This window comes from Bacillus sp. 3103sda1 (assembly GCF_024159135.1).
GTDB classification, from domain to species: Bacteria; Bacillota; Bacilli; order Bacillales; family Bacillaceae_G; genus Bacillus_A; species Bacillus_A rhizoplanae.
Genome location: NZ_JAMYWS010000001.1, coordinates 1,095,478 through 1,117,945 on the forward strand (window position 1 = coordinate 1,095,478; position 22,468 = coordinate 1,117,945).

24 protein-coding genes are annotated in these 22,468 nt (G+C 37.6%); 10 read left to right on the forward strand and 14 right to left on the reverse strand.

From position 1 onward, the window contains the following. Nucleotides 1–86 precede the first annotated feature (86 nt). From NKR74_RS05520 to addA, 6 genes are all read left to right on the forward strand, one after another. On the forward strand, nt 87–665 hold the full coding sequence (locus NKR74_RS05520) for a competence protein ComK (protein ID WP_098306084.1): 579 nt from the start codon (nt 87–89) through the stop codon (nt 663–665). A gap of 718 nt (nt 666–1,383) precedes the next feature. After that, complete coding sequence (locus tag NKR74_RS05525) at nt 1,384–1,584, forward strand: cold-shock protein (RefSeq protein WP_020059863.1); 201 nt, start codon at nt 1,384–1,386, stop codon at nt 1,582–1,584. 234 nt (nt 1,585–1,818) lie between these two features. Then, on the forward strand, nt 1,819–2,418 hold the full coding sequence (locus NKR74_RS05530) for a TVP38/TMEM64 family protein (RefSeq protein WP_253628897.1): 600 nt from the start codon (nt 1,819–1,821) through the stop codon (nt 2,416–2,418). A gap of 53 nt (nt 2,419–2,471) precedes the next feature. Further along, nucleotides 2,472–3,035: a signal peptidase I gene (gene lepB, locus NKR74_RS05535; RefSeq protein ID WP_253628898.1), complete on the forward strand. Its 564-nt coding sequence runs from the start codon at nt 2,472–2,474 to the stop codon at nt 3,033–3,035. 134 nt (nt 3,036–3,169) lie between these two features. Beyond that, a complete protein-coding gene (gene addB / locus NKR74_RS05540; protein WP_253628899.1) occupies nt 3,170–6,679 on the forward strand; it encodes a helicase-exonuclease AddAB subunit AddB in 3,510 nt (1,169 codons plus the stop codon). After that, nucleotides 6,676–10,398 carry a helicase-exonuclease AddAB subunit AddA gene (addA, locus tag NKR74_RS05545; RefSeq protein WP_253628900.1) on the forward strand — a complete coding sequence of 1,241 codons (3,723 nt, stop codon included), beginning with the start codon at nt 6,676–6,678 and terminating at the stop codon, nt 10,396–10,398. Before addB ends, addA begins: the two co-directional genes overlap by 4 nt. A gap of 242 nt (nt 10,399–10,640) precedes the next feature. Here the strand turns inward: addA and NKR74_RS05550 are convergent, their stop codons facing one another. From NKR74_RS05550 to NKR74_RS05605, 12 genes are all read right to left on the reverse strand, one after another. Beyond that, a complete protein-coding gene (locus NKR74_RS05550) occupies nt 10,641–10,997 on the reverse strand; it encodes a PH domain-containing protein (protein WP_253628901.1) in 357 nt (118 codons plus the stop codon). A gap of 204 nt (nt 10,998–11,201) precedes the next feature. Next, the gene (locus tag NKR74_RS05555) at nt 11,202–11,987 is read right to left on the reverse strand and encodes an ABC transporter permease (protein WP_253628902.1); all 786 of its coding nucleotides are present in this window, start codon (nt 11,985–11,987) and stop codon (nt 11,202–11,204) included. A 2-nt stretch (nt 11,988–11,989) separates the two neighbouring features. Next, on the reverse strand, nt 11,990–12,889 hold the full coding sequence (locus NKR74_RS05560) for an ABC transporter ATP-binding protein (protein WP_253628903.1): 900 nt from the start codon (nt 12,887–12,889) through the stop codon (nt 11,990–11,992). A gap of 1 nt (nt 12,890) precedes the next feature. Then, nucleotides 12,891–13,112: a PLD nuclease N-terminal domain-containing protein gene (locus NKR74_RS05565; protein WP_253628904.1), complete on the reverse strand. Its 222-nt coding sequence runs from the start codon at nt 13,110–13,112 to the stop codon at nt 12,891–12,893. Between the two features lie 13 nt (nt 13,113–13,125). Continuing rightward, nucleotides 13,126–13,668 (reverse strand): helix-turn-helix domain-containing protein, encoded by a 543-nt coding sequence (locus NKR74_RS05570; protein ID WP_253628905.1) that lies wholly within the window; start codon nt 13,666–13,668, stop codon nt 13,126–13,128. Nucleotides 13,669–13,918: 250 nt separating this feature from the next. Then, entirely contained in the window at nt 13,919–14,134 is a 216-nt protein-coding gene (gene gerPF / locus NKR74_RS05575) for a spore germination protein GerPF (RefSeq protein ID WP_090915729.1), read from the reverse strand. A gap of 41 nt (nt 14,135–14,175) precedes the next feature. After that, nucleotides 14,176–14,562 (reverse strand): spore germination protein GerPE, encoded by a 387-nt coding sequence (locus tag NKR74_RS05580; protein ID WP_253628906.1) that lies wholly within the window; start codon nt 14,560–14,562, stop codon nt 14,176–14,178. A 12-nt stretch (nt 14,563–14,574) separates the two neighbouring features. After that, nucleotides 14,575–14,769: a spore gernimation protein GerPD gene (locus NKR74_RS05585; protein WP_253628907.1), complete on the reverse strand. Its 195-nt coding sequence runs from the start codon at nt 14,767–14,769 to the stop codon at nt 14,575–14,577. A gap of 6 nt (nt 14,770–14,775) precedes the next feature. Beyond that, complete coding sequence (gerPC, locus tag NKR74_RS05590) at nt 14,776–15,390, reverse strand: spore germination protein GerPC (protein WP_253628908.1); 615 nt, start codon at nt 15,388–15,390, stop codon at nt 14,776–14,778. 61 nt (nt 15,391–15,451) lie between these two features. Next, on the reverse strand, nt 15,452–15,661 hold the full coding sequence (locus NKR74_RS05595; protein ID WP_253628909.1) for a spore germination protein GerPB: 210 nt from the start codon (nt 15,659–15,661) through the stop codon (nt 15,452–15,454). A gap of 15 nt (nt 15,662–15,676) precedes the next feature. Beyond that, nucleotides 15,677–15,898, reverse strand: a complete 222-nt coding sequence (locus NKR74_RS05600; RefSeq protein WP_253628910.1) for a spore germination protein — start codon at nt 15,896–15,898, stop codon at nt 15,677–15,679. A gap of 138 nt (nt 15,899–16,036) precedes the next feature. Further along, complete coding sequence (locus NKR74_RS05605; protein WP_253628911.1) at nt 16,037–16,216, reverse strand: aspartyl-phosphate phosphatase Spo0E family protein; 180 nt, start codon at nt 16,214–16,216, stop codon at nt 16,037–16,039. A 241-nt stretch (nt 16,217–16,457) separates the two neighbouring features. Between NKR74_RS05605 and NKR74_RS05610 the strand changes: the two genes are divergently transcribed. Next, nucleotides 16,458–17,357, forward strand: a complete 900-nt coding sequence (locus NKR74_RS05610) for a fumarylacetoacetate hydrolase family protein (protein ID WP_253628912.1) — start codon at nt 16,458–16,460, stop codon at nt 17,355–17,357. After that, a complete protein-coding gene (locus NKR74_RS05615) occupies nt 17,347–17,838 on the forward strand; it encodes an HXXEE domain-containing protein (RefSeq protein ID WP_253628913.1) in 492 nt (163 codons plus the stop codon). The genes NKR74_RS05610 and NKR74_RS05615 overlap by 11 nt, the downstream gene beginning before the upstream one ends. 40 nt (nt 17,839–17,878) lie before the next feature. On the opposite strand, the gene NKR74_RS05620 is transcribed toward NKR74_RS05615, so the two are convergent. Continuing rightward, complete coding sequence (locus tag NKR74_RS05620) at nt 17,879–19,069, reverse strand: ornithine--oxo-acid transaminase (protein WP_253628914.1); 1,191 nt, start codon at nt 19,067–19,069, stop codon at nt 17,879–17,881. Nucleotides 19,070–19,220: 151 nt separating this feature from the next. Between NKR74_RS05620 and NKR74_RS05625 the strand changes: the two genes are divergently transcribed. Continuing rightward, entirely contained in the window at nt 19,221–19,574 is a 354-nt protein-coding gene (locus NKR74_RS05625) for a YisL family protein (protein WP_253628915.1), read from the forward strand. Nucleotides 19,575–19,925: 351 nt separating this feature from the next. Here NKR74_RS05625 and NKR74_RS05630 read toward each other — a convergent pair whose 3' ends face one another. Beyond that, nucleotides 19,926–20,477 carry a DUF2777 domain-containing protein gene (locus tag NKR74_RS05630; RefSeq protein WP_253628916.1) on the reverse strand — a complete coding sequence of 184 codons (552 nt, stop codon included), beginning with the start codon at nt 20,475–20,477 and terminating at the stop codon, nt 19,926–19,928. A gap of 141 nt (nt 20,478–20,618) precedes the next feature. Here NKR74_RS05630 and asnB point away from each other — a divergent pair, with 141 nt between their 5' ends. Then, nucleotides 20,619–22,466, forward strand: coding sequence for an asparagine synthase (glutamine-hydrolyzing) (asnB, locus tag NKR74_RS05635; protein WP_253628917.1), 1,848 nt, complete (start codon nt 20,619–20,621; stop codon nt 22,464–22,466). Nucleotides 22,467–22,468 lie beyond the last annotated feature (2 nt).

The following is a 22,468-nucleotide window of genomic DNA, read 5'->3' on the forward strand; positions in this document are numbered from 1 at the left end:
ACGAGTATTCCTAAATTGAAATGGTACAATTATCCATGTAGATAATTACATGAAAATTATCTAAAAATGAAAAAGGAGAGAAAAAGATGAGTAGTGAAGCTGAAAAATACACATCACAGTACATTATTAATTCAAAAACGATTGCACTACTTCCAATTGTTTTGAAAGATAAACGAATTGTGACGCGTGTAATTGAAGAAAGTGATGAGTTTTTTGTGTATCAAAAACCACTTGAGATTGTGGAGCAAAGTTGTCGTCAATATGGAGCTAGTTTTGGTGGGCGGAAAGACGGAACGAAAGAATACACAGGTTTTACGCATAAAGCACCGATTGCAATCAGTCCTACAGATCATATTTATTTTTTCCCCACGTTTTCTTACTCTCGCAAAGAATGTGCCTGGTTATCTCATTTTCATATTGAAAGTGTGACAAAACTTCCGCATGGAAATATTCTCATTGAATTCATAAATGGTCAGACAATTAAACTAGAAGTATCTAAAAACAGCTTTGAAAATCAAAGAAATCGAACTGCACAGCTGCGTGCAGAATTTGAAGACCGAAAAAGAAAACAAACAGCGCCAAAATTTTTAATTGTTAATCAAAATGAGATTTTAGAACTAAAGCCAGCATATGAGAAGATGTATCTTATGAAAAAAGAAGATTGAAGAGATGGAATAAGAAAAAGGGAGGTAGATCCTTTTTCTTATTCATACATAGGAAATTTAATCTAATAATATAGTATTTTAACAAAATCACTACTAAGAAAATTACTATATAAATTCATTTTAATTTTTTCACATATAAGTCGCTGCTATACAGAACAAAACATGAACTACACTCGCTTTCTTCCTTTGTTTTCACCCTTGCATGTGGCAGGAAAAGGCCCTGACCGCTTCTATGCATGGCAAGATGCTCTCGCCCATCTAAAAAGAAAGGGGTTTTTAGGTTGGTTTTCAACTTGTATTTACTAGTAGTGATGCAATACTTCATTTATTAACAGAATTTTTTTTAGCTGTTTTGAGAACCGAGTATGTGAGATGATTTTCATGTAGAGGAGTTCCCGCATCTTATTATGTGCGCATATAGTCAAAGTCCCCAATATGTCTTGTTGGGGACTTTTTGCATAGAAAGAATTAAGTGCAGGTTCTATCTATTTTTTTCTATATTTTCTTCTTCTCACAAATTATGTTGTACATTCTTTTTAAGTATGATATAGTTAATTTACAGTTTAATACTTAAATCAAGCAATCCATATATTATCAAATGCCGTGAAACCAGCGAGAAAATTATGTATGTGTTCTGTTTCGCATTTGATAATGTGTGGATTCTTTTTTTATGTTGTGAAAACTACAAAATATATTTATTTCCTAGGAGGAAGTTATTATGAAAACAGGACAAGTAAAATGGTTTAACAATGAAAAAGGTTTCGGTTTCATCGAAGTTCCAGGCGAAAACGATGTATTCGTACATTTCTCTGCTATCACAACTGAAGGTTTCAAATCTTTAGAAGAAGGCGAAAAAGTTAGCTTTGAAGTAGAAGACGGTAACCGTGGACCTCAAGCTAAAAACGTTGTAAAACTATAATCTTATAGCATATAACGAGAAAAGGGATGGCATAGGCCATCCTTTTTTTATTTCTTAATATGTAAGATCGTGTCAAATAATGATAGGTTATTATACAATAATAACGCAGGATTTTTACATAAAAACATGGAACATTAATAAATACATCTTTATATGTCATATCTACCATTTCCTCTTTCAGCTAAGCAATGATAAAGTAAAGGATAGGAATATAGCAAAGGGGTAAAGTGTAGAATGGATTTTCAATCGATCAAAGAACATTTCACAATAGAAAATTTGAAACGCGTATTAGAAAGCTACCAGGCGTTTGGTCCATTAATTGGAATCGGTCTCCCGATGATTGAAGCGTTTATTCCAGCTTTGCCGCTTTTTTTATTTGTTATGGCAAATGCAGTTGTCTTTGGGTTATGGCTTGGCTTTTTCTATTCATGGCTCGGAACATGTATAGGAGCATTGCTCGTGTTTTTTATCATTCGTCGTTTTGGCAGAAGTCGTTTTTTCGCTTTTGTAAATGAGCATCCGCGAGTACGCAGTGCGATGACGTGGATTGAGCGAAAAGGATTTGCGCCAATCTTTCTTTTATTTTGTTTTCCGTTTACACCATCAGCACTTATTAATGTTGTAGCAGGATTGTCGCGTATTAGTAAACGGCAATTTGTTTTAGCCCTCTCTCTCGGTAAGCTTGTGATGGTTTTCGTGCTAAGTTATGTTGGGCATGACCTCGCTTCTTTTGTACATAACCCAGTAAAAACAGTTATTGTAATCGGCGTTATTTTTATTCTATGGTATGTCGGAAAGAAAATTGAAGTAAAGCTTGAACTGAGCAGAGATTAGACTTCGTAAGTGAGCGCACCCCTGTTATAGAAAAGAGAAAGGGATGTGGCGTGATGAAGCGAAAGTGGAAAAAAGAAAGCGTAGAGTGGATGAGAACCATTTTTATAGGTGTTTTATTAGCTGTATTTTTTCGCACTTTTTTCTTTACAACGTATGTTGTGGAAGGAAAATCGATGATGCCTACACTTCAAGATGGTAACATGCTGGTTGTGAACAAAGTTGGTTATCGGTTTGATGAGTTAAACCGTTTTGATGTTGTTGTCTTTCATGCAAATAAACAGGAAGATTATGTGAAGCGAATTATCGGTCTGCCAGGGGACCAAATTTCATACAAACATGATAAACTATATATTAACGGACAATTTATTGAAGAACCGTATTTAGATGTATATAAAAAACAAATTCATGGACGACAGCTAACAGGCGATTTTACTCTAGCAGAGTTAACGGACGAAAAGGTTGTTCCGCAAGGGTTTATCTTTGTACTTGGAGATAATCGTTTAGGAAGTTGGGATAGCCGTCATTTCGGATTTGTAAAAATAGAACAAGTTGTTGGAAAAGTTGATTTGCGCTATTGGCCAATCAATGAAGTACAAACAAATTTCTCTAAAGGGTAATTCGAAATTTCGAATTACCTTCTTTTTCGGATATATCCTGATTGGTTCAACGAACCATTAGTGGGGGATGAAGAAAACCCCCACTGATGGAAGTTTCACTTTATAGAGGTTCACTTACAGAAAGGCGGGTTTACATGTCACTTCGATTTATTATAGGACGAGCTGGAAGTGGAAAGAGTACAATGTGTTTGCAAGAAGTACAACAAGAGCTCCAGCATCGTCCAAAAGGTGAAACGATTTTATATCTTGTGCCAGAGCAGATGACGTTCCAAACGCAGCAAGCATTAATTAATGGAAACGTGAGCGGATCCATTCGTGCGCAAGTGTTTAGTTTTTCTCGTTTAGCATGGAAGGTATTACAGGAAGTAGGCGGAGCAAGTCGCCTTCATATTGATGAATCTGGCGTGCATATGTTGCTTCGTAAAATTGTAGAGGCGCGTAAAGAAGAATTATATGTCTTCCAAAAAGCAGCGGAGCAAAATGGATTTTTTGAACAACTTGGCAGTATGATTGCTGAATTTAAACGCTACAATTTAACGCCGTCAAATGTGTATGCGATGTGGCAAGAGTTAGATGCTCATAGCAGTGGAAATGAACAGAAATTGTTAGCAAATAAAATGTATGATTTGCAGCTTCTATATGATGATTTTGAACGAGCGTTAATTGGAAAATATTTAGACTCTGAAGATTATATGCAGCTTTTGTTTGAAAAACTTCCACATTCAGAGTATGTGAAAGATAGCATCATTTATATTGATGGCTTTCATACATTTTCACCACAAGAGTTAGAAATTGTAAGACAACTATTAAGATGCGGTGCAAAAATGACAATTGCATTAACGCTCGATGAACAAACGCTATCGAACAAGGCAAATGAGCTAGATTTGTTTTACCAGACGCTTATAACGTATGAAAAAGTAAAGCAAGTAGCAAGGGAAGAGAAAATTGTTATTGAAGATACAATTGTAATGCGAGAACAACCGCGCTTTATTTCAAGGACACTTGCGCATTTAGATGCGCATTATGATTCTCGTCCGTATGCAGAATTTCAAGGAGAATCACAGATTACACTATATTCTGCGGCTAATTTGCGGGCAGAGGTGGAAGGTGTTGCGCGCGAAATTCGTAGGTTAGTAGCAGAAGAAGACTGTCGTTATCGCGATATAGCTGTTCTTCTTCGCAATGGTGAAAGCTATTACGATATGATCAAGACGTTGTTCGTTGATTATAATATACCATTCTTTATTGATGAAAAACGTCCGATGCTTCATCATCCATTAATTGAGTTAATTCGCTCAGCCTTAGAAGTCATTAGTGGGAATTGGCGTTACGATGCGGTATTTCGCTGCGCGAAAACCGAACTGTTGTACCCATTAGGTGTGAATAAAGCGAGAATACGTGATGAAATGGATGAATTTGAAAATTACTGTTTAGCGTATGGGGTACAAGGGAAACGGTGGACTTCGGAAGAACCGTGGACATATCGTCGTTACCGCTCATTAGATGGTGTACATGGCGGCCAAACAGATAGCGAACGAGAAATGGAAGAAAAGATTAACCGCCTTCGTGAGATTGTTCGCACACCTATTATTCGCTTGCAAAAGCGATTAAAACGAGCAGCAACAACGATGAGCATGTGTGAAGCGGTCTATTTATTTTTAGAAGAGCTAGACGTTCCGAAAAAATTAGAAGATTTACGTTTGCGAGCAGAAGAAGAAGGGAACTTCTTATTTGCGAATGATCATGATCAAGTATGGGAACAAGTGATTACGCTGTTGGATACGTGCGTTGAAATGCTTGGAGAAGAGAAAATGTCTCTTTCTATGTTTGTAAATGTTATGACGACAGGATTAGAATCATTGCAGTTTGCTAATATTCCACCGTCTTTAGATCAAGTTTTAATTGCAAATATTGATCGTTCTCGTCTTTCTAACATTCGGGCAGCATTTGTGATTGGAGCAAATGAAGGGGTCATTCCAGCGGCGCCATCAGATGATGGTGTGTTATCTGACGAAGAACGAGAAGTACTTGTTTCAGCGGGAATAGAACTTGCACCAACAGCGCGGCAAAAGTTATTAGATGAGCAATTTGTCATTTATCAAGCGGTTACTAGAGCATCAGAGAAGTTATATATTTCTTGTCCACTAGCAGATGAAGAAGGGAAAACGTTATTAGCATCTAGCTTCATAAAGAAGATTAAAAGAATGTTTCCTTCTGCAGCCGAAATATTTTTAACGAATGATGTAAATGATCTGTCATCTCGCGAGCAAATTTCATATGTTGCAACGCCAGAAGTAACACTTTCGTATTTAACGCAGCAACTGCAAAACTGGAAACGATACGGTTTTGAAGGGAATCTTTCCTTTTGGTGGGATGTCTACAACTTTTATGTCACGTCGCCAGAATGGAAGCAGAAGAGCAGTCGTGTGTTATCAAGTTTATTTTATCGAAACCGGGCGCGTAAATTAAGTAATGCTGTAAGCCAAGAGTTATACGGTGACAAAATTAGAGGCAGCGTATCACGTATGGAACTCTTTAATCGCTGTGCGTATGCACATTTTGCGCAGCATGGATTATCTTTGAAAGAACGTGATATTTTCAAATTAGATGCACCAGATATCGGCGAATTGTTCCATGCAGCTTTGAAAAAAATTGCTGATAAGCTATTGAAAGAAAAACGTACTTGGGCCGACTTAACAGTAAAAGAGTGTGAATATCTTTCTGTCACAGTCATTGAAGAATTAGCACCGCTTTTGCAGCGTCAAATTTTATTAAGTTCAAACCGTCATCATTATTTAAAACATAAATTGCAGCAAATCATTTTCCGTACTTCGCTTGTCTTAAGAGAGCATGCGAAGTCGAGCGGATTTGTACCTGTTGATTTAGAAGTAGGATTTGGTATGGGCGGAACAAATTCATTGCCAGCTATGAATTTTGAACTATCAAATGGTGTGAAAATGGAAGTAGTCGGGCGAATTGACCGCGTTGATAAAGCGGAAGATGAAACGGGAACGTTTTTACGTATTATTGATTATAAATCAAGCGCTAAAAAATTAGATTTAACAGAAGTATATTACGGTTTAGCCCTGCAGATGCTGACGTATTTAGATGTTGTTACAACAAACGCAAGCAAATGGATGAAACAAGGTGGAACTGCAAATCCTGCGGGAGTCCTTTATTTCCATATTCATAACCCAATCGTTGAAATGAAAGGTGACGTTTCAGAGATTGAAATTGAACAAGAGATTTTAAAGAAATTTAAAATGAAAGGACTTGTCCTTGGAGATGCTGATGTTGTTCGGTTAATGGATAACACGTTAACGACAGGAAGCTCTAATATTATTTCAGCGGGCCTCAAAAAAGATGGCAGCTTTAGCGCACGTTCTGATATCGCAAGTGAACAAGAATTTAATGTGCTGCAGCAATATGTACATCGTACATTTGAAAACATTGGGACAGATATTACAGAAGGTGTAATTGATATTGCACCGTATAAAATGGGAAATAAAACGGCATGTACGTTTTGTAATTTCCGCTCTGTTTGTCAATTTGATGAGTCGTTAGAAGATAATAAATACAGAGCGTTACAAGAGATGAAAGATAGTGAAGCGTTAGAGAAAATGAGAGAGGAGACCCAGTCATGACGATACAAACTTGGCCAGCAAAACCAGAAGGAAGTCAGTGGACCGATGATCAGTGGAAGGCAATCGTTGCTGATGGACGTGATATTTTAGTTGCAGCTGCAGCTGGGTCGGGAAAAACAGCGGTACTTGTTGAACGCATTATCCGTAAAATGATTCGGGAGGACAATCCAGTTGATGTCGATCGTTTACTTGTTGTGACGTTTACAAATGCAGCGGCGCAAGAGATGAAAAACCGAATTGGTGAGGCTTTAGAAAAAGTATTAATTGATGATCCAGCCTCACCGCATATTCGAAAACAGTTAAGTCTGCTTAACCGGGCATCCATTTCGACAATCCATTCTTTCTGTTTACAAGTGATTCGTACGTATTATTATATGCTCGATATTGATCCGCGTTTTCGCATTGCGAATGAGACGGAAAATGAACTATTAAAAGAAGAAGTACTGGATGACATATTAGAAGCAGAGTACGGTATGCAGCAGAATGAATTGTTTTTTGAACTTGTCGATCGTTATACGAGCGACCGTAGTGATGATGACTTGCAGCGCATGATTTTAGCACTCCATACAGAATCTAGAGCACATCCAGATCCAAATGGTTGGCTTGATAAATTAGTTGAAGCATATGACGTAGAAGGAAAAACAATTGAAGATCTTATATATGCCTCGTATTTATTGGAAGATGTAAAGGTTCAGCTTCAAACGGCAAAACAATATGTAGAAAAAGCAATCGAACTTGCGATGTTACCAGATGGACCAGCACCGCGCGTTGAAACGCTGCAAGCTGATCTCCTGTTACTTCAGAACTTGTCCGGGGCAGCGAATGAATCTTGGACAAGCACATACGAAGCGATGCAAACGGCTGCTTGGCAAACGTTAAAGCGCATTAAAAAGAGTGATTATAATGAAGCGATTGTGGAACAAGTTGATTCTTTACGTAATAAAGCGAAGGATGTAGTAAAGAAATTGCACGAAGAATTATTTAGCCGCAGTCCAGAAAGCTTTTTACGTGATTTTCAAGATATGCATCCCGTACTGCAAAAGCTTGTTGATCTCGTGAAAATATTTACCGAACAGTTTCAAGTAATTAAGCGTGATAAAGGGATGGTTGATTTTACAGATTTAGAGCATTTTTGCTTGCAAATTTTAAGTGAACGTTCGAGCGAAGGAGACATTCGCCCATCACCAGTTGCGTGGCAATATCGTAATAAATTTACAGAAGTGCTTGTCGATGAATATCAAGATACAAACTTTGTACAAGAATCCATTATTAAACTAGTAACAAAAGACTCTGAGCAAGACGGAAATTTATTTATGGTGGGCGATGTAAAACAGTCCATATATCGTTTTCGTTTAGCAGAACCAGGACTGTTTTTAGGGAAGTATAGACGCTTTACATCTGAAGGTATAGATGTCGGTATGAAAATTGATTTAGCAAAAAACTTCCGCAGCCGTCATGAAGTACTAGCAGGGACAAATTTTATTTTTAAACAAATTATGGGCGAAGCTGTCGGGGAAATTGATTATGATGAAGACGCTGAGTTGAAACTTGGAGCAAGTTATCCAGACGGAGCAGATACATCAGCAGAGCTGTTATTTATTCATCAGTCTGATAGTAGCGCAGCAGTGGATGAAGAGGAAGGCGTGGGATTAGAAAAAGCACAATTAGAAGCACGCCTCATTGCGCAAAGAATAAAGGCAATGGTCGATTCTGGTTATGAAGTGTATGATCGTAAAACAAATGGTATGCGCCCAGTTACTTACCGTGATTTTGTTATTTTACTGCGCTCTATGCCATGGGCGCCGCAAATTATGGAAGAATTAAAACAACAAGGAATTCCGGTTTATGCAGAGCTTTCGACTGGCTATTTTGAAGCGACAGAAGTGAATATTATGATGAACCTATTTCGCGTCATTGATAATCCAGCGCAAGATATTCCGTTAGCAGCTGTGCTTCGTTCGCCAATTGTTGGATTAACAGACGAAGATTTGGCGATGCTGCGTACTCACGGGAAAAAGGGCTCCTTTTATGAAGTGATGCGCTCATTCTTGCAAGGGGCACCATTAGAGGAAGAGAAAGAATTGCATGAGAAGGTGTTATGGTTTTACGAGCATTTACAAGAGTGGCGTGAATTTGCGCGTCAGCAGTCGCTTTCGGATTTGATTTGGAAAGTGTATCGTGAAACGGGCTATTATGACTTTGTGGGCGGTCTTCCTGCTGGTAAACAGCGTCAAGCAAACCTTCGCGTGTTATATGATCGCGCTCGCCAATATGAAGCGACTTCATTTCGCGGTTTATTCCGCTTCTTGCGTTTTATTGAACGAATATTAGAACGCGGTGATGATATGGGGACAGCGCGTGCTCTCGGAGAACAAGAGGATGTTGTTCGTATCATGACAATTCATAAAAGTAAGGGGCTAGAGTTTCCTGTTGTATTTGTCGCAGGGCTTGGACGACGTTTTAATACACAAGATTTAATGAAGCGTTTCTTGCTGCATAAAGATTTCGGATTTGGCTCGCAGTTTATTGATCCGAAGAAGCGTATTAAATATACGACATTATCACAGTTAGCGATTAAGCGGAAATTGAAAATGGAGCTTATTGCGGAGGAAATGCGCGTCTTATATGTAGCTTTAACACGTGCGAAAGAAAAGCTCATTTTAATTGGTACAGTAAAAGGTAAAGAAATACAAAAATGGTTGGATTCACGTGATCATACAAACTGGTTATTGCCGGATTATGTACGTGCCGGAGCAACTTGTTATTTAGATTGGATTGCACCGTCATTATGCAGACATAAAGATAGTGATATGCTTTTTGAGATGGGACAAGGAAATATTTCAACTGATATATATGAGTATGATGCGAACTGGAAAGTAGAAGCAATTGACGGAGCGGGATTGCAAGCACCGGAGCCAGTAAAAGAAGAAAAGCAAGAGCTATTAGAAGCGCTTCGAGAACAAAAGTCGGTTTCTGTGTGCAGTGAACAAAAAGACGAAGTGTATGAAAGATTAACATGGCAGTATGGATTCCAAGATGCAGCAACGCACCGAGCAAAGCAATCTGTTACGGAAATTAAACGAAACTATCAAGTGGAAGAAGGCAGTGACACAACGTTTATAAAACGAGTTCGTGCACCGATTGAAACACGTCCGCGTTTCATGGAGAAAAAAGGGCTGACGTATGCAGAGCGCGGGACGGCTGTTCATACTGTTATGCAGCATGTAAACTTAGCAAAAGCAATAACAATTGAAGCTATTCAAGAACAAATTGCTGAAATGGTAAATAAAGAGCTCTTAACATTTGAACAAGCAGAAGAAATAGCACCAGAAAAGATTGTTGCATTTTTTGAAACAGAATTGGGGAAACGGATGCTAGCTGCAAAACATGTAGAGCGCGAAGTGCCGTTTACGATGATGTTATCAGCAGAGGAAGCATATCAAGATTGGAAAGATGAGCAAGATGAATCGATCCTTGTTCAAGGTGTTATTGATTGTATGATTGAAGAAGAGGATGGCATCGTTTTAATTGATTTTAAAACAGATACAATTGAAGGCAGGTTCCCAGGTGGATTTGAACAAGCGAAATCAATATTAGAAGAACGCTACAAAACACAGCTGGAACTTTATCGTAAAGCACTTGAGAAAAGTTTGCATCAACCAGTAAAAGAAACATATTTATACTTCTTTGATGGCAGTCACGTATTACAAGTAAAATAAGGTAAAATTCAATAAGTGTGTCGCAAGTATATAAACATGGACTTGATTAAAGTTTGATTGGACAAAGAACGAAAAAACGGAGGGGATTTCCTCCGTTTTTTTTTGTTATCCCTGTAAAGTGACAATAAAGTTATTCACCAATGGATTATCAACGACTGTTACAATCTATGCAATCCTGCGAATAATCAGCGGGATTGCTCGTGATAGACCAAACATCTGGATCATGAAGCCCTCTAAGAGTATTATTTATGTGAAGAGCAACGCATCAAAATAGTGTTTGCTAGTTGTTCTGGAGCTTCGCTTTCAATTACTATTTTGTCAAACTCATATTCTTTCAAACTAAGGATGATTACTTTATTGGTGTCATGATAGGATAAGAAATATTTCTTTTCATCAATAATGAAAAGCCCAGCTTTATAACCAAATGTAGCAATGCCTGTTTTTCTAATAGCTGTCCAGGGAAACTTGAAATTTCCCACTTGTACTTCTTCGACCGAAGTGTAAGGAATTTTTATCATCTTTCTCAAAGTAGTAACCGCTGTCCATCCTGAAATATTCAATATTAAATCACTATCATCTAATACAATTTGAACACTCATCTTTTATCTACTCCTCTTTACAATGTCATGATTCATTTATCCCGCTATTCGCGGGCAGTAAGACCCCCACCTCAAGATTGAGAGAGAAGCGAAGAAGATAGGTAGGGGATGAAGGAAAACCCCACTGATGGAAGTTTCACTTTATTACCTTTTAATCTCTGTTCGTACGTACGCTCCATCAAGGTTACTGTTATATATATTTAGTTACATAGAAGGCAACTCTTTTCGAGATAAATAGAATTTTGATAAAAACAGGAAAAATACTATGAGTAATAACGTTACAGCTAATGTTGGGAAAAGGTGAGGTAAAGCATTACCGGTCATCATGATGTTGACTGCATGATTCGTCAAATGCGCGGGATTTAAAATTTGAAATCCAGATCCAAATGCGGTTACGGCTTTCAAAAGGATCAGAACAAAGATTGATAACACAGCAACTGCCGAGGATCTAGATAGTAAAACACCCATCATTAATGTTAGTGTTAACATAAACAGGCACCAAATGTAATAAACGCCAAGTCCTGCTGCGACTCTAGCTAATGGTACAGAGTTATACAAATAGAATGTGTAAAACATTGCCATGATCATTCCAGTTGTAACTGCCCCTGCGACAATAACAGCCTGCCCAATCCACTTGCTCAGCAAATACTCGCCGAGTGTTGTGTTGCGTGTCAAAATAAACGTCAGCATTCCGCTGTTTTTATCTGATACAACGATACTCATCATACCAATTACGAGAACCATTAAGCCCAATTGGTCAAATTGATTGGTTAAGGTTGAAGCCAACACTTCTTCTGCAGTAAACTTGGGTAATGTAATATCCATACCTTCAGGCAATCCACCAGCAATTTGCAAAATTTGAGGTAAATAATAGGATGAAAGAGGCTGAATGATTCCTAAAAGCATAAATACGATAGGAAACCACAGTAACTTATAACTTCTTCTAGCTTCAAGCCATTCTTTGTTTAATAGGACAGATAAGTGGTTCATGTTTACTTCACCATCCTTAAAAAGATTTCTTCTAGACTTTCCTGTACTAGTTCGAACTTTTGAACTGGCAGTTGTAAACGATTAATATTGTCTAATAGCCAGATTCTGCCCTGTTCAATGTTTTTAACACGCACCTTTGCGGAACTACCTGTTTGTACAATGGATTCAACGATATCTTCGTTTTCAAGTTGTGGAGCCCACTCGTTAACTCGAGGTGCTTGAATAATAAAAACAGGTTGTTGATTTTGCTTGATTATTTGATTAATAGAGCTGTTGAAAAGCAATTTACCTTGGTTTAAGATAAGTATCTTATCGCAAAGCTCTTCCGCATCGTGCAGGATATGAGTGGAAAAAAGAATGGTCGATTTCTGTTTAATCACTTTAAGCAATTCCAACATATCTCTTCGTCCAAGTGGATCCAGCGCGGAAACTGGTTCATCCATAATCAGTAACTTAGGTTGATGGATGAGTGCCTGGACGATGCCCAACCTTTGCTTCATTCCTCCCGAATAGGTTCCAATCTGCTTATCCTTTTCATTACTCAGTCCCACTAAGTCTAGTAATTCGTGCATTCGTTGTTTTAAGCTTTCCTTATCTATACCTGAAAGTCCACCCATGAATTCAAGCAATTCCTTTCCTGTCATCCACGGATAGAAAGTGGGATGTTGCGGCAAGTATCCAATAAACTGACGCATTTGGTCATGACGCTCCCCTTGGAATAGAATTTGACCACTTGTAGGTTTTGTTATATCTAAAAGCATTTTGATAATCGTTGTTTTACCAGCTCCGTTTGGACCAAGGAGAGCGACACATTCGCCGTAATCAATCTGAAAATCAATGTCTTTAATGACTTCATGATTCCCGTAATTTTTTTGAAGATGGTTCACCTGGATTATGCCCATATTATCGTTCTCTCCTTCCTACGGTAAAATATAAAATCGGACCGAAAATACTAACAAAAACAATAATTGCGGCCCAAAGCCATTTGTATTCATTGCTATGATCCCTTTTTAACAAATCCCATAATGCTACAGAAATTAAAATTACTTGTAAAATTAGGAGGGGAAGAAGCAGTGGCAACCAATTCCAAAGTTCCTCTATCCCAATTTCATAACCATAATGCATTTGCGATTCCTCCTTATTTTTCTTGTGATTTTTGCGGAATAGACATGCCTGCAAAAATTCGAGTGGTTCGTTCAGGCGTCGACTTGTTATTTATCACTTTTTCAATAGACGTATTAATAGACTGGACGAGTTCCTGAAATTCTTCATCCGTCAAATGAATAGGTGCATACCAATAAGCGAATCCATCTTCTTTATACTGTTTTGGGGGAGTCTCTGTCAGATAAGATGTCACTAACTGAAGTAAATTACCGTGGAATACTGAAAAATGGCGAATATGGTCTTCCTGTGAAGTCGTTTCGATTTCTTTTTCGGGAACCTGTAAGTTCTCTTTTTTGACCGCAAATACTCGTTCTTCCGTTCCTTTAACTTTTTTCGTATTAATGATCTCAATAAAATTTGCTGCAATTAAAAGATTCATATGACGATATAAAGTAGCTTGAGGAACATCGCCAAGCGCATCTAAAAGCTGTGCAATCGTTAGTGGTTTACCTAGCAGCAATTGTTGTATAATCCGCATTCGAATAGGATGAAGAAGTAAATCAGCTTTTTTTGTCATTGTATTGTTCTCCCTAGCTATTATCATTTTATAAAATGATAATAATATTTTATTTTTGGGTATTGTAAACAGTTAAGGATATATATCAAAAACGACTTTATTGTCAATCAACAGTCTCGCTATTCGCGGGCAGTAGGCCCCCACCTCAAGATTCAGAGAGAAGCGAAGAGGTGGAGGGATAACTGCTGGCATGTGCCCGATTGGTTCAACTAACCTTCAGTGGAACCCCACTACTAAAGGAAGTTTCACTTTATGCTGTTCCGATTTGATCTTGATCAGCTACATCTGAATCAAATGTATTTGTACCACTTACACCGTTAAATGTATTAAGGACAAAAGCAACATTTGATGAACCGGATCCATTATAAGCTTTCGTATTTTCTTTTGGAGATACATTATAGAAGTCTCCTAAGTTGAAAGAGCCGTTACTATTTTGAACGACTAAGTTCCCAACGACAGACGGCATATTTTCACCTACTTCAATTTCCTTTTATGGTACTATATGATTTATTCTCCAAAAGGTTCTTCTGTAACAAAGTGGCGAATTTGTAAAATGCGTGAGTTTGCAAATACGTAATCAACAGATCCAATGTGAAAACAAGCAGAGTTTAGCATACTTAGAATGTTAACGCAGTTTACTTCGATAAAGGGGTTCTTGTTAATGACATTCATTTTTACCTCGTTTATACGAGTTGGAATTGTGATTTCGTCATCAGTAAATATTGAATATTCTTCCCATCTTCCTTCTTGGGCCAAAAAGTAAGGGATTTCGCGCTGAACAACAAGTGTTCTATTTTTTAATTCTATATGGTTCGTATCGCCAACTTGAATAACAGAAGCGAGTCCTAGCGTGATAACAGAGGGCTGATGGACAACGGAAATATGTCGAAACATAATCAGTCCTCCTTATCTAGGAGTGGTAGGTACAGCAGTTACGAGTGGTACAAACGGACCACCTGTAACAGATTCAAATGGTGTATCTAAAATAGAAGATGAAATAATGAGGTTTGCATCGCCGACTAAGAATAAAGCAGACGAAGATACCCCGAGCGATTTAATTGTTCCTACTTTGATTTCGTGATTAATAACAGTGAAATTCATATGCATTTACTCCTTTCCGAAGTTACGCGGTATATGCTGAATAAAGGAAAGAAATGCCTTATCAATATCTTGTTTCATTGCTCGAATAATGACATCTTTCATATATTGTGGATTAGATGTAATTTCTGGATGTGGCTGTACTTGAGATAAATAGTATGGAAGACGGTGTTCCATTTGTTGTTTTATATCATCGATCATCATTTGACGGTACATATCATCGAGAGGTGTTCGTTCTTCCTGTTCGAAATGAAGAATGCGACTATACGCTTCTTCGTCTAAATAGCGGTGCATTTCTTGAATGATATCTTGATAAAAATCGGGATTTACTTGGGTTTCAGGGTTTACCTTTAATGTTTCAGTTTCAACATTAAAGTCTTCAATTATTTCTCCTTTGCTCGTAAATGGATTTAAACCGATATTTAATGTACCATTTAAATTTTCGACTTTTAGCTGATCGAACTTGTATTCAACTTTCCCAATTGAAGAGGATGGTCGCTGTTTCAGTTCTTCTATTTGCTCTGTCAGCTGCGCTAGTTGTGTTTCTAAAGCATTTATTTTTTCCTGTTGTTGTTGAATGAATTGTTGTAGCTGCTGTAAATAAGTATATAGATCTTGACTCACTGCCGGAAGCCTCCTTTTCAATCTGGAGGGTATATTGGTATATGTCTATGATATTGGTACGTTAAGAAGAACTAGGAGGAGGAGGGGAAATTGAAATAATTTGTCCCGGAGCTGTTAGTGGCGGCGTTGGTTGTGTAAATCCGCCTGTATTAGAAAACTTTGACAATGTTTTAATACTCCCTGCACTTCCAATTTGAAAGACGGCTGAAGTTGTAAGGTTACTTATTCGTACATTGTTAATAATAATACTTTGATGTACATACAGTTTCAATTTTTATTCCCCCCTTTAATAAGTAGCAGTGATTGGCTGATCGATTACATCATTATCATTTACATTTGTTGTGTTTTCGTAATTGTATATTGATACACTTTCTCCAACATTAAAAGAACCTGCTCCTGCAAATGCACGAGAATAACTAATGGGACGAATGGCAAATACATCTCCAATATGAAATACACCGCTCGATCCGATATTAACGATATTAATATGTCCAACCATTGCAGGCATAGAAAACACCTTTCATGTTAAAAATTTTTGTATTTGTCCCTTATTAATACGAGTTTCTAGGATAGGAGTTTTACTTTATTATTGTATGGGCGTTTGTGTAAATATGTGTCTGTTATTTTAAAAATAAAAGACGTACACTCAGTGGGAATGCACGTCTGTATTTTGAGTTGGCACATCATCTATTTGTATGAGTAATATAACATTTAAGAGCCTGTCCAGCTCTTGACTGCAGCTAACGGTTTTTTGAGATGTCATTCCATAACGTTTGGCTAAGTATTTCATTTTTTCACGTTTTTTTTCAATTGCTTGCTCAAACATAGAATCGGCTCCGTCTCCTTATAGATTTTAAGAGTATCTTTAGTACATATTATACAAACTTTCCATAAAAAAGAAACACATTCGCTAAAAGAAGAAGGTATTCTACATATTTTGGCAAAAAAGCATTTTAATTGCATAAAAAATAGAAAGAATATTGTAAATTAAAAATATTTTTAGGAGGATTTTCATTAGTAGGTACGAATACAATTACAGTATGATTTTGAAGATGGGGTGTGGAAATATGCGGTTTGTGACAGTAAAAGCAGATGAAAAAGTGTTTGTTGGTGTTGTAGATGAGACATCACAAACAGTGTTGCATGTAAGAGAAGCACAGAGGAAAAAAGGAGAAAAAGTTACGATTCCCATTACAATGCTAGAGTGTATCGACCAGGGAGAACCCTTTATTACAAAAGTAATTGAGATTGTCGAATGGGCGAAAGAAAATTGCAAAGATGCTTATTATCCATTATCGGAAGTTAAGTTATTGGCTCCTATTCCAAGGCCAAGAAAAAATATTCTTTGTGTTGGAAAAAATTATCGTGAGCATGCAATCGAAATGGACGGAGCGGAAGCAGTTCCAGAAAATATCATTATTTTTACAAAGGCACCAACAACTGTAATTGGTGATGGTGATAAAATTTATAGTCATCCGCATGCTACGAGTGAACTTGATTATGAAGGGGAGCTCGCCATTGTGATTGGAAAGCGTGGAAAGGAAATCTCGAAAGAAAAAGCTCTTAATCATGTGTTTGGTTATACGGTTATAAATGATGTTACAGCTCGGGATATCCAAAAGAAGCATAAGCAATTTTTTCTTGGAAAAAGCTTTGACACGTTTTGTCCAATGGGACCAGCTATTGTGCATCGCTCAATGATTGCTAATCCGAATGCGCTTCATATTGAAACGAAGGTGAACGGAGAAGTACGTCAATCTTCTACAACGGCAAATATGATGTTTTCAATTGAAGAAATTATATCAATTGTAAGTAAAGGAATGACGTTAGAGCCAGGAGATATTATTGCGACTGGAACGCCAGCGGGAGTTGGAAAGGGATTTAAACCACCTCGTTTTTTACATGCTGGTGATGAAGTTGTTATAACGGTTGAACATGTTGGAACGCTCCGTAATAATGTCAAATAATATACCGCGCTCTTCTTATTTCTGGATCATTCCTATTTTTTTCGCTTTGCATAATGCAGAAGAGTATTATTTTTTTCCAGAAATAAAGTATTTACAGCCCATTCAGATGGAAGAGAATGCATTATTACAGAAGCATTTTTTAATAGCATTACTTATATTAACTGTTTTTGTATGTTTGATTGTGTTTATACACAATATATTTTTGACGCAGATGACGTTATATGCTGTACTGTTCACGCAGTCAATAATTTTTATGAATGGGATTATTCATCTTGTGGGGGCAATCTTGAAGAGAGGATATGTGCCTGGGCTTGGTACAGCTTTCTTTTTAATAATTCCTTTTTCATTGTTTTTGTTTTGGAGAGGAAAGATAATTGGTTGGTGGAAATGGAAGCATGTGTGGATATCATGTATCATCGGTATATTACTAATGTTTCCTGTTATAGCTGGTCTGTTGTATATAGTTAGGATCATTGCATAATAAAAGAAGGTTGTCTCCTAAGAGACAACCTTCTTTTTTATTAAGACAATACCGCTTTAATTTTTTCGAACGCCCATTGTAAATCGTCTTCAGAAATGACAAGAGGCGGAGCGATGCGGATTACATTTTCATGTGTTTCTTTACATAGTAAGCCAGCTGCTTTTAATTGTTCACAGTAAGGACGTGCTGATTCATTTAACTCGATTCCGATAAACAAACCTCTTCCGCGTACTTCTGTGATCATTGGATTGTCAATTTCACGTAATTGGTTTAACAGCTTTTCTCCTAATTGTAAAGAGCGCTCTGTTAAATTTTCTTCTACTAGTACGTCTAGAGAAGCAAGAGAAACCGCACAAGCTAGTGGGTTACCACCAAACGTAGAACCGTGAGAACCTGGCTCAAATACACCTAAAATTTCGCGGCTTGCAGCAACGCAAGAAATTGGGAATACACCGCCGCCTAATGCTTTTCCAAGGATATACATATCAGGAATAACATTGTCCCAATCGCATGCGAACAATTTTCCAGTACGGCCTAAGCCTGTTTGAATTTCATCTGCAACAAATAATACATTTTCTTCTTTACATACATTGTATGCTTCTTGTAAGTAACCTGCTGGTGGAATGTTAATACCAGCTTCGCCTTGGATTGGCTCTAAAATAAATGCAGCTGTATTTGGTGTGATAGCTCCTTTTAATGCTTCGATGTCGCCATAAGGAATAACAACAATACCTGGAAGCATTGGCCCGAATCCACGTTTATATTCGTCGTTGGATGACATGGATACTGCGCCCATTGTACGGCCATGGAAGTTATCAACACATACAATAATCTCTGCTTTGTTATCTTCAACTTTTTTCACATCGTATGCCCAGCGTCTTGCTGTTTTGATAGCGGTTTCAACAGCTTCAGCACCTGTATTCATTGGTAGTACCATTTCTTTATTAGTTAATTTCGCTACTTTTTCATACCAAGGACCTAATTGATCGCTGTGGAATGCACGTGATGTTAATGTTACACGTTGTGCTTGGTCGATAAGCGCTTGAATAATTTTTGGATGGCGATGACCTTGGTTTACAGCAGAATATGCACTAAGCATGTCCATATAACGGTTGCCTTCTGGGTCTTCTACCCAAACACCCTCTGCTTTTGCAATTACAATCGGTAGTGGATGATAGTTATTTGCTCCGTAAGTTTCTGTTAATTCGATAATGTCTTTTGTTTGAATCATGCTAGTTCCCCCTTTTGTTTTTACAAGAAGTTTGTAAATACTCTAAATATTATATCATTTAAACGTGAAAAAAGCTAAATGTTTCCTGAAAAGAAATAGACGTGGTATCATATAAAGTGAAAAAATGTGCAAAAGAGGAGGAGAGATTTATATGATACATATGCATATTACTGCATGGTCGCTCGGGATTATTTTGTTTTTTGTAACATATTCGATGTATAAGAGTGGAAAGCAAGCAAAACCAATGCACATGGTGGTTCGTTTGCTGTATATTTTGATCATTGTATCAGGATTATTAATTTACAAAGACGTCCACTGGATGCCTATGTTATATGGGATGAAAATGCTCGGAGGTATTTGGGTAATTGCTGCGATGGAAATGATTCTTGTGAAAGCAAGCAAGCAGAAATTAACAAGAGCGTTTTGGATTCAATTTGTTATTGTGTTGTTAGTTGTGTTATATCTTGGTTTACGATTACCACTAGGGTTTTCACCATTTGCATAATACAAAAATGAGGATGTTTTCAAAAGTAAGTATTTAATTACTTTTGAGACATCCTCGTTTTTATCCCGCATTAACGGGCAATAAGCCCCCCACCTTAAGATTGAGAGAAAAGCGAAGAAGCCAGGTGGGGGATAACTGCCCATAAAAGCCCAATCGGTTTAACTAACCTTCAGTGGAAATCCCTCACTGAAGGAAGTTTCACTTTACCCTGCATTAACGGGCAGTAAGACCCCCATCTTAGATTGAGAGAAAAGCGAAGAAGCCAGGTGGGGGGTAACTGCCCGTAAAAGCCCGATTGGTTCAACTAACCTTCAGTGGAAATCCCTTACTGAAGGAAGTTTCACTTTATTTTCAATTATTCATATGCAATTCATCGCCATCTGCTTTTGTAATTTTAAATATATCCTTATTTTGTGTAGAATAGCGTACATAATGGTGATGAAGGGAACAAATCATTTCTTCATTATCAAATAAAAGAAAATTAACTCCTTCGCATGGCTGGTCTTTTGGTTGGAAGGATAGAGAATTATGAGAATATATACAGTCGTATAAAGAGTAGCCTAACGATTGTAATGTTTCGGTTACGAGTGAAAATGAGGAATCTGGAAGTTCTTCTATCCACTCATGATAGCTTGTCATTAACTTTTTTCGAATCCGAATTGTTTCGCCGTTTTGCAACGGATGATGCTCATCTGCTACTTGCAAAGTATTATGTTCATAAAAACGAGCAGGTAACCAATTATTGTTATATAAAACTTCAAATCCATCTTCAATCATATCTTCTAATAAAGAAGCTTCATCGCTTTCTTCATCGAAAAATATCCATTCCTCGTTTATATATTCAACATTTCCGATTGTATGAGCACGCGGTTGGCTATACAAAATATGTTTACGCTGTTTCATTCCTGTGCCCTCCTTTTTTATAGAAGTTTCTATTCTTGTTATAGACAGTTCGGTCTTTCTTTATAACCAAGGCACATAGAATTGAAATTGGGCATAAAATAAAAACAGACTGCGGATATGAGATGAGAAAGGGTGATAGCAATGTGTGGCATTACAGGGTGGGTTGATTATACAAAAGTGTTATTGGAAGAAAAAGAAACAATAACGAAGATGGCAGAAACGCTCGCGAAGAGGGGGCCGGATGATACGAATGTTTGGCTTAGGAATCATGTTGCATTTGGGCATAAACGGTTAATTGTTGTTGATCCAGAAGGCGGAAAACAACCGATGACGCGGATGAAAAAAGAAGAACGCTATACAATTTCCTATAATGGAGAGTTATATAATACAGAAGATATTCGAAAAGAACTATGGAAAAGAGGTTATACGTTTCAGGGACATTCCGATACAGAAGTATTATTAACAGCCTATATAGAGTGGAAAGAGCAATGTGTTGAGCATTTAAATGGCATTTATGCATTTTCTGTATGGGATGAGGAAGAAGAAAAAATTTTTATTGCGCGCGATCGATTAGGAGTAAAACCATTATTTTACAAATGTGATGCAGGAAGGTTGTTGTTTGGCTCAGAATTAAAAGCTATTTTAGCTCATCGAGATATTAAGACGGAGGTTACGACAGAAGGGTTAGCGGAAGTGCTTGGATTGGGACCGTCCCGAACTCCTGGGCATGGTATATTTGCTGGAATTGAAGAATTGCGTCCAGGTCATGCACTTACGTTTTCAAAAGACGGTCTAAAAGTTTGGCGTTATTGGAATGTCGTGAGTGAAGAGCACACACATAGCTTTGAAGAAACGGTGGAACAAGTTCGTTTTCTATTGCAAGATGCGATTACAAGACAGCTAGTATCGGATGTTCCGTTATGTACATTTTTATCAGGAGGCGTCGATTCTAGTGCGATTACTGCATTTGCGGCGATGGCGTATGAACGGGAAGAAAAAGGGAAGCTTCATACGTATTCAATTGATTATGAGGATAATGAAAAATACTTTAAATCGAATGCGTTTCAGCCGAATTCAGACGCTCCGTTTATTACGTTAATGACAAATACATTTAATACTATTCATCATCGTTGCGTTATTTCTAACGAAAGTTTAGCGGAACATTTAACAGAAGCTGTTCTTGTTCGTGACTTGCCAGGAATGGCGGATATTGATTCCTCACTGCTTTGGTTTTGCCGAGAAATTAAACAAGATTTTGTCGTAAGTTTGTCAGGTGAATGTGCCGATGAAATTTTTGGTGGTTATCCGTGGTTTTACCGCGAAGATGACTTACAATCAAGTGCGTTTCCATGGATGCGATCAACAGAAGCGCGTGAACAATTGTTAAAAAAAGAATGGCGTAAAAAACTCAAATTGCAAGAGTATGTACAGTATCGTTATGAAGAATCAGTGCGCGAAACACCCGCTTTAGAAGGGGAGAGCGTACTTGATGCAAAAAGAAGACAATTATTTTATTTAAATATGATTTGGTTTATGACGACTCTTCTTGATCGAAAAGATCGGATGAGTATGGGCGCTAGCTTAGAAGTGCGTGTGCCATTTGCTGATCATCGTCTTGTCGAATATGCGTGGAATATTCCGTGGGAAATGAAAATGTATAAAAATCGCGAAAAAGGTCTATTGCGCAAGGCACTAGAAGGTGTATTGCCAGATGATGTATTGTATAGAAAGAAAAGCCCATATCCGAAAACGCATAATCCGTATTATACGAAGGCAGTTACTTCATGGCTACAAGAGTTATTAACGGATAAACAATCCGTTCTTCATGAATTATTTGATAAAGAGCAGCTGCATGGGTTAATTGAATCAGGGGGCAGTGCATTTCAAACACCATGGTTCGGACAGCTAATGACAGGACCGCAGTTGTTGGCACACTTAGGGCAAATTCATGTTTGGTTTAAGGAGTACAATATAAATATTAAGGAGTAAAA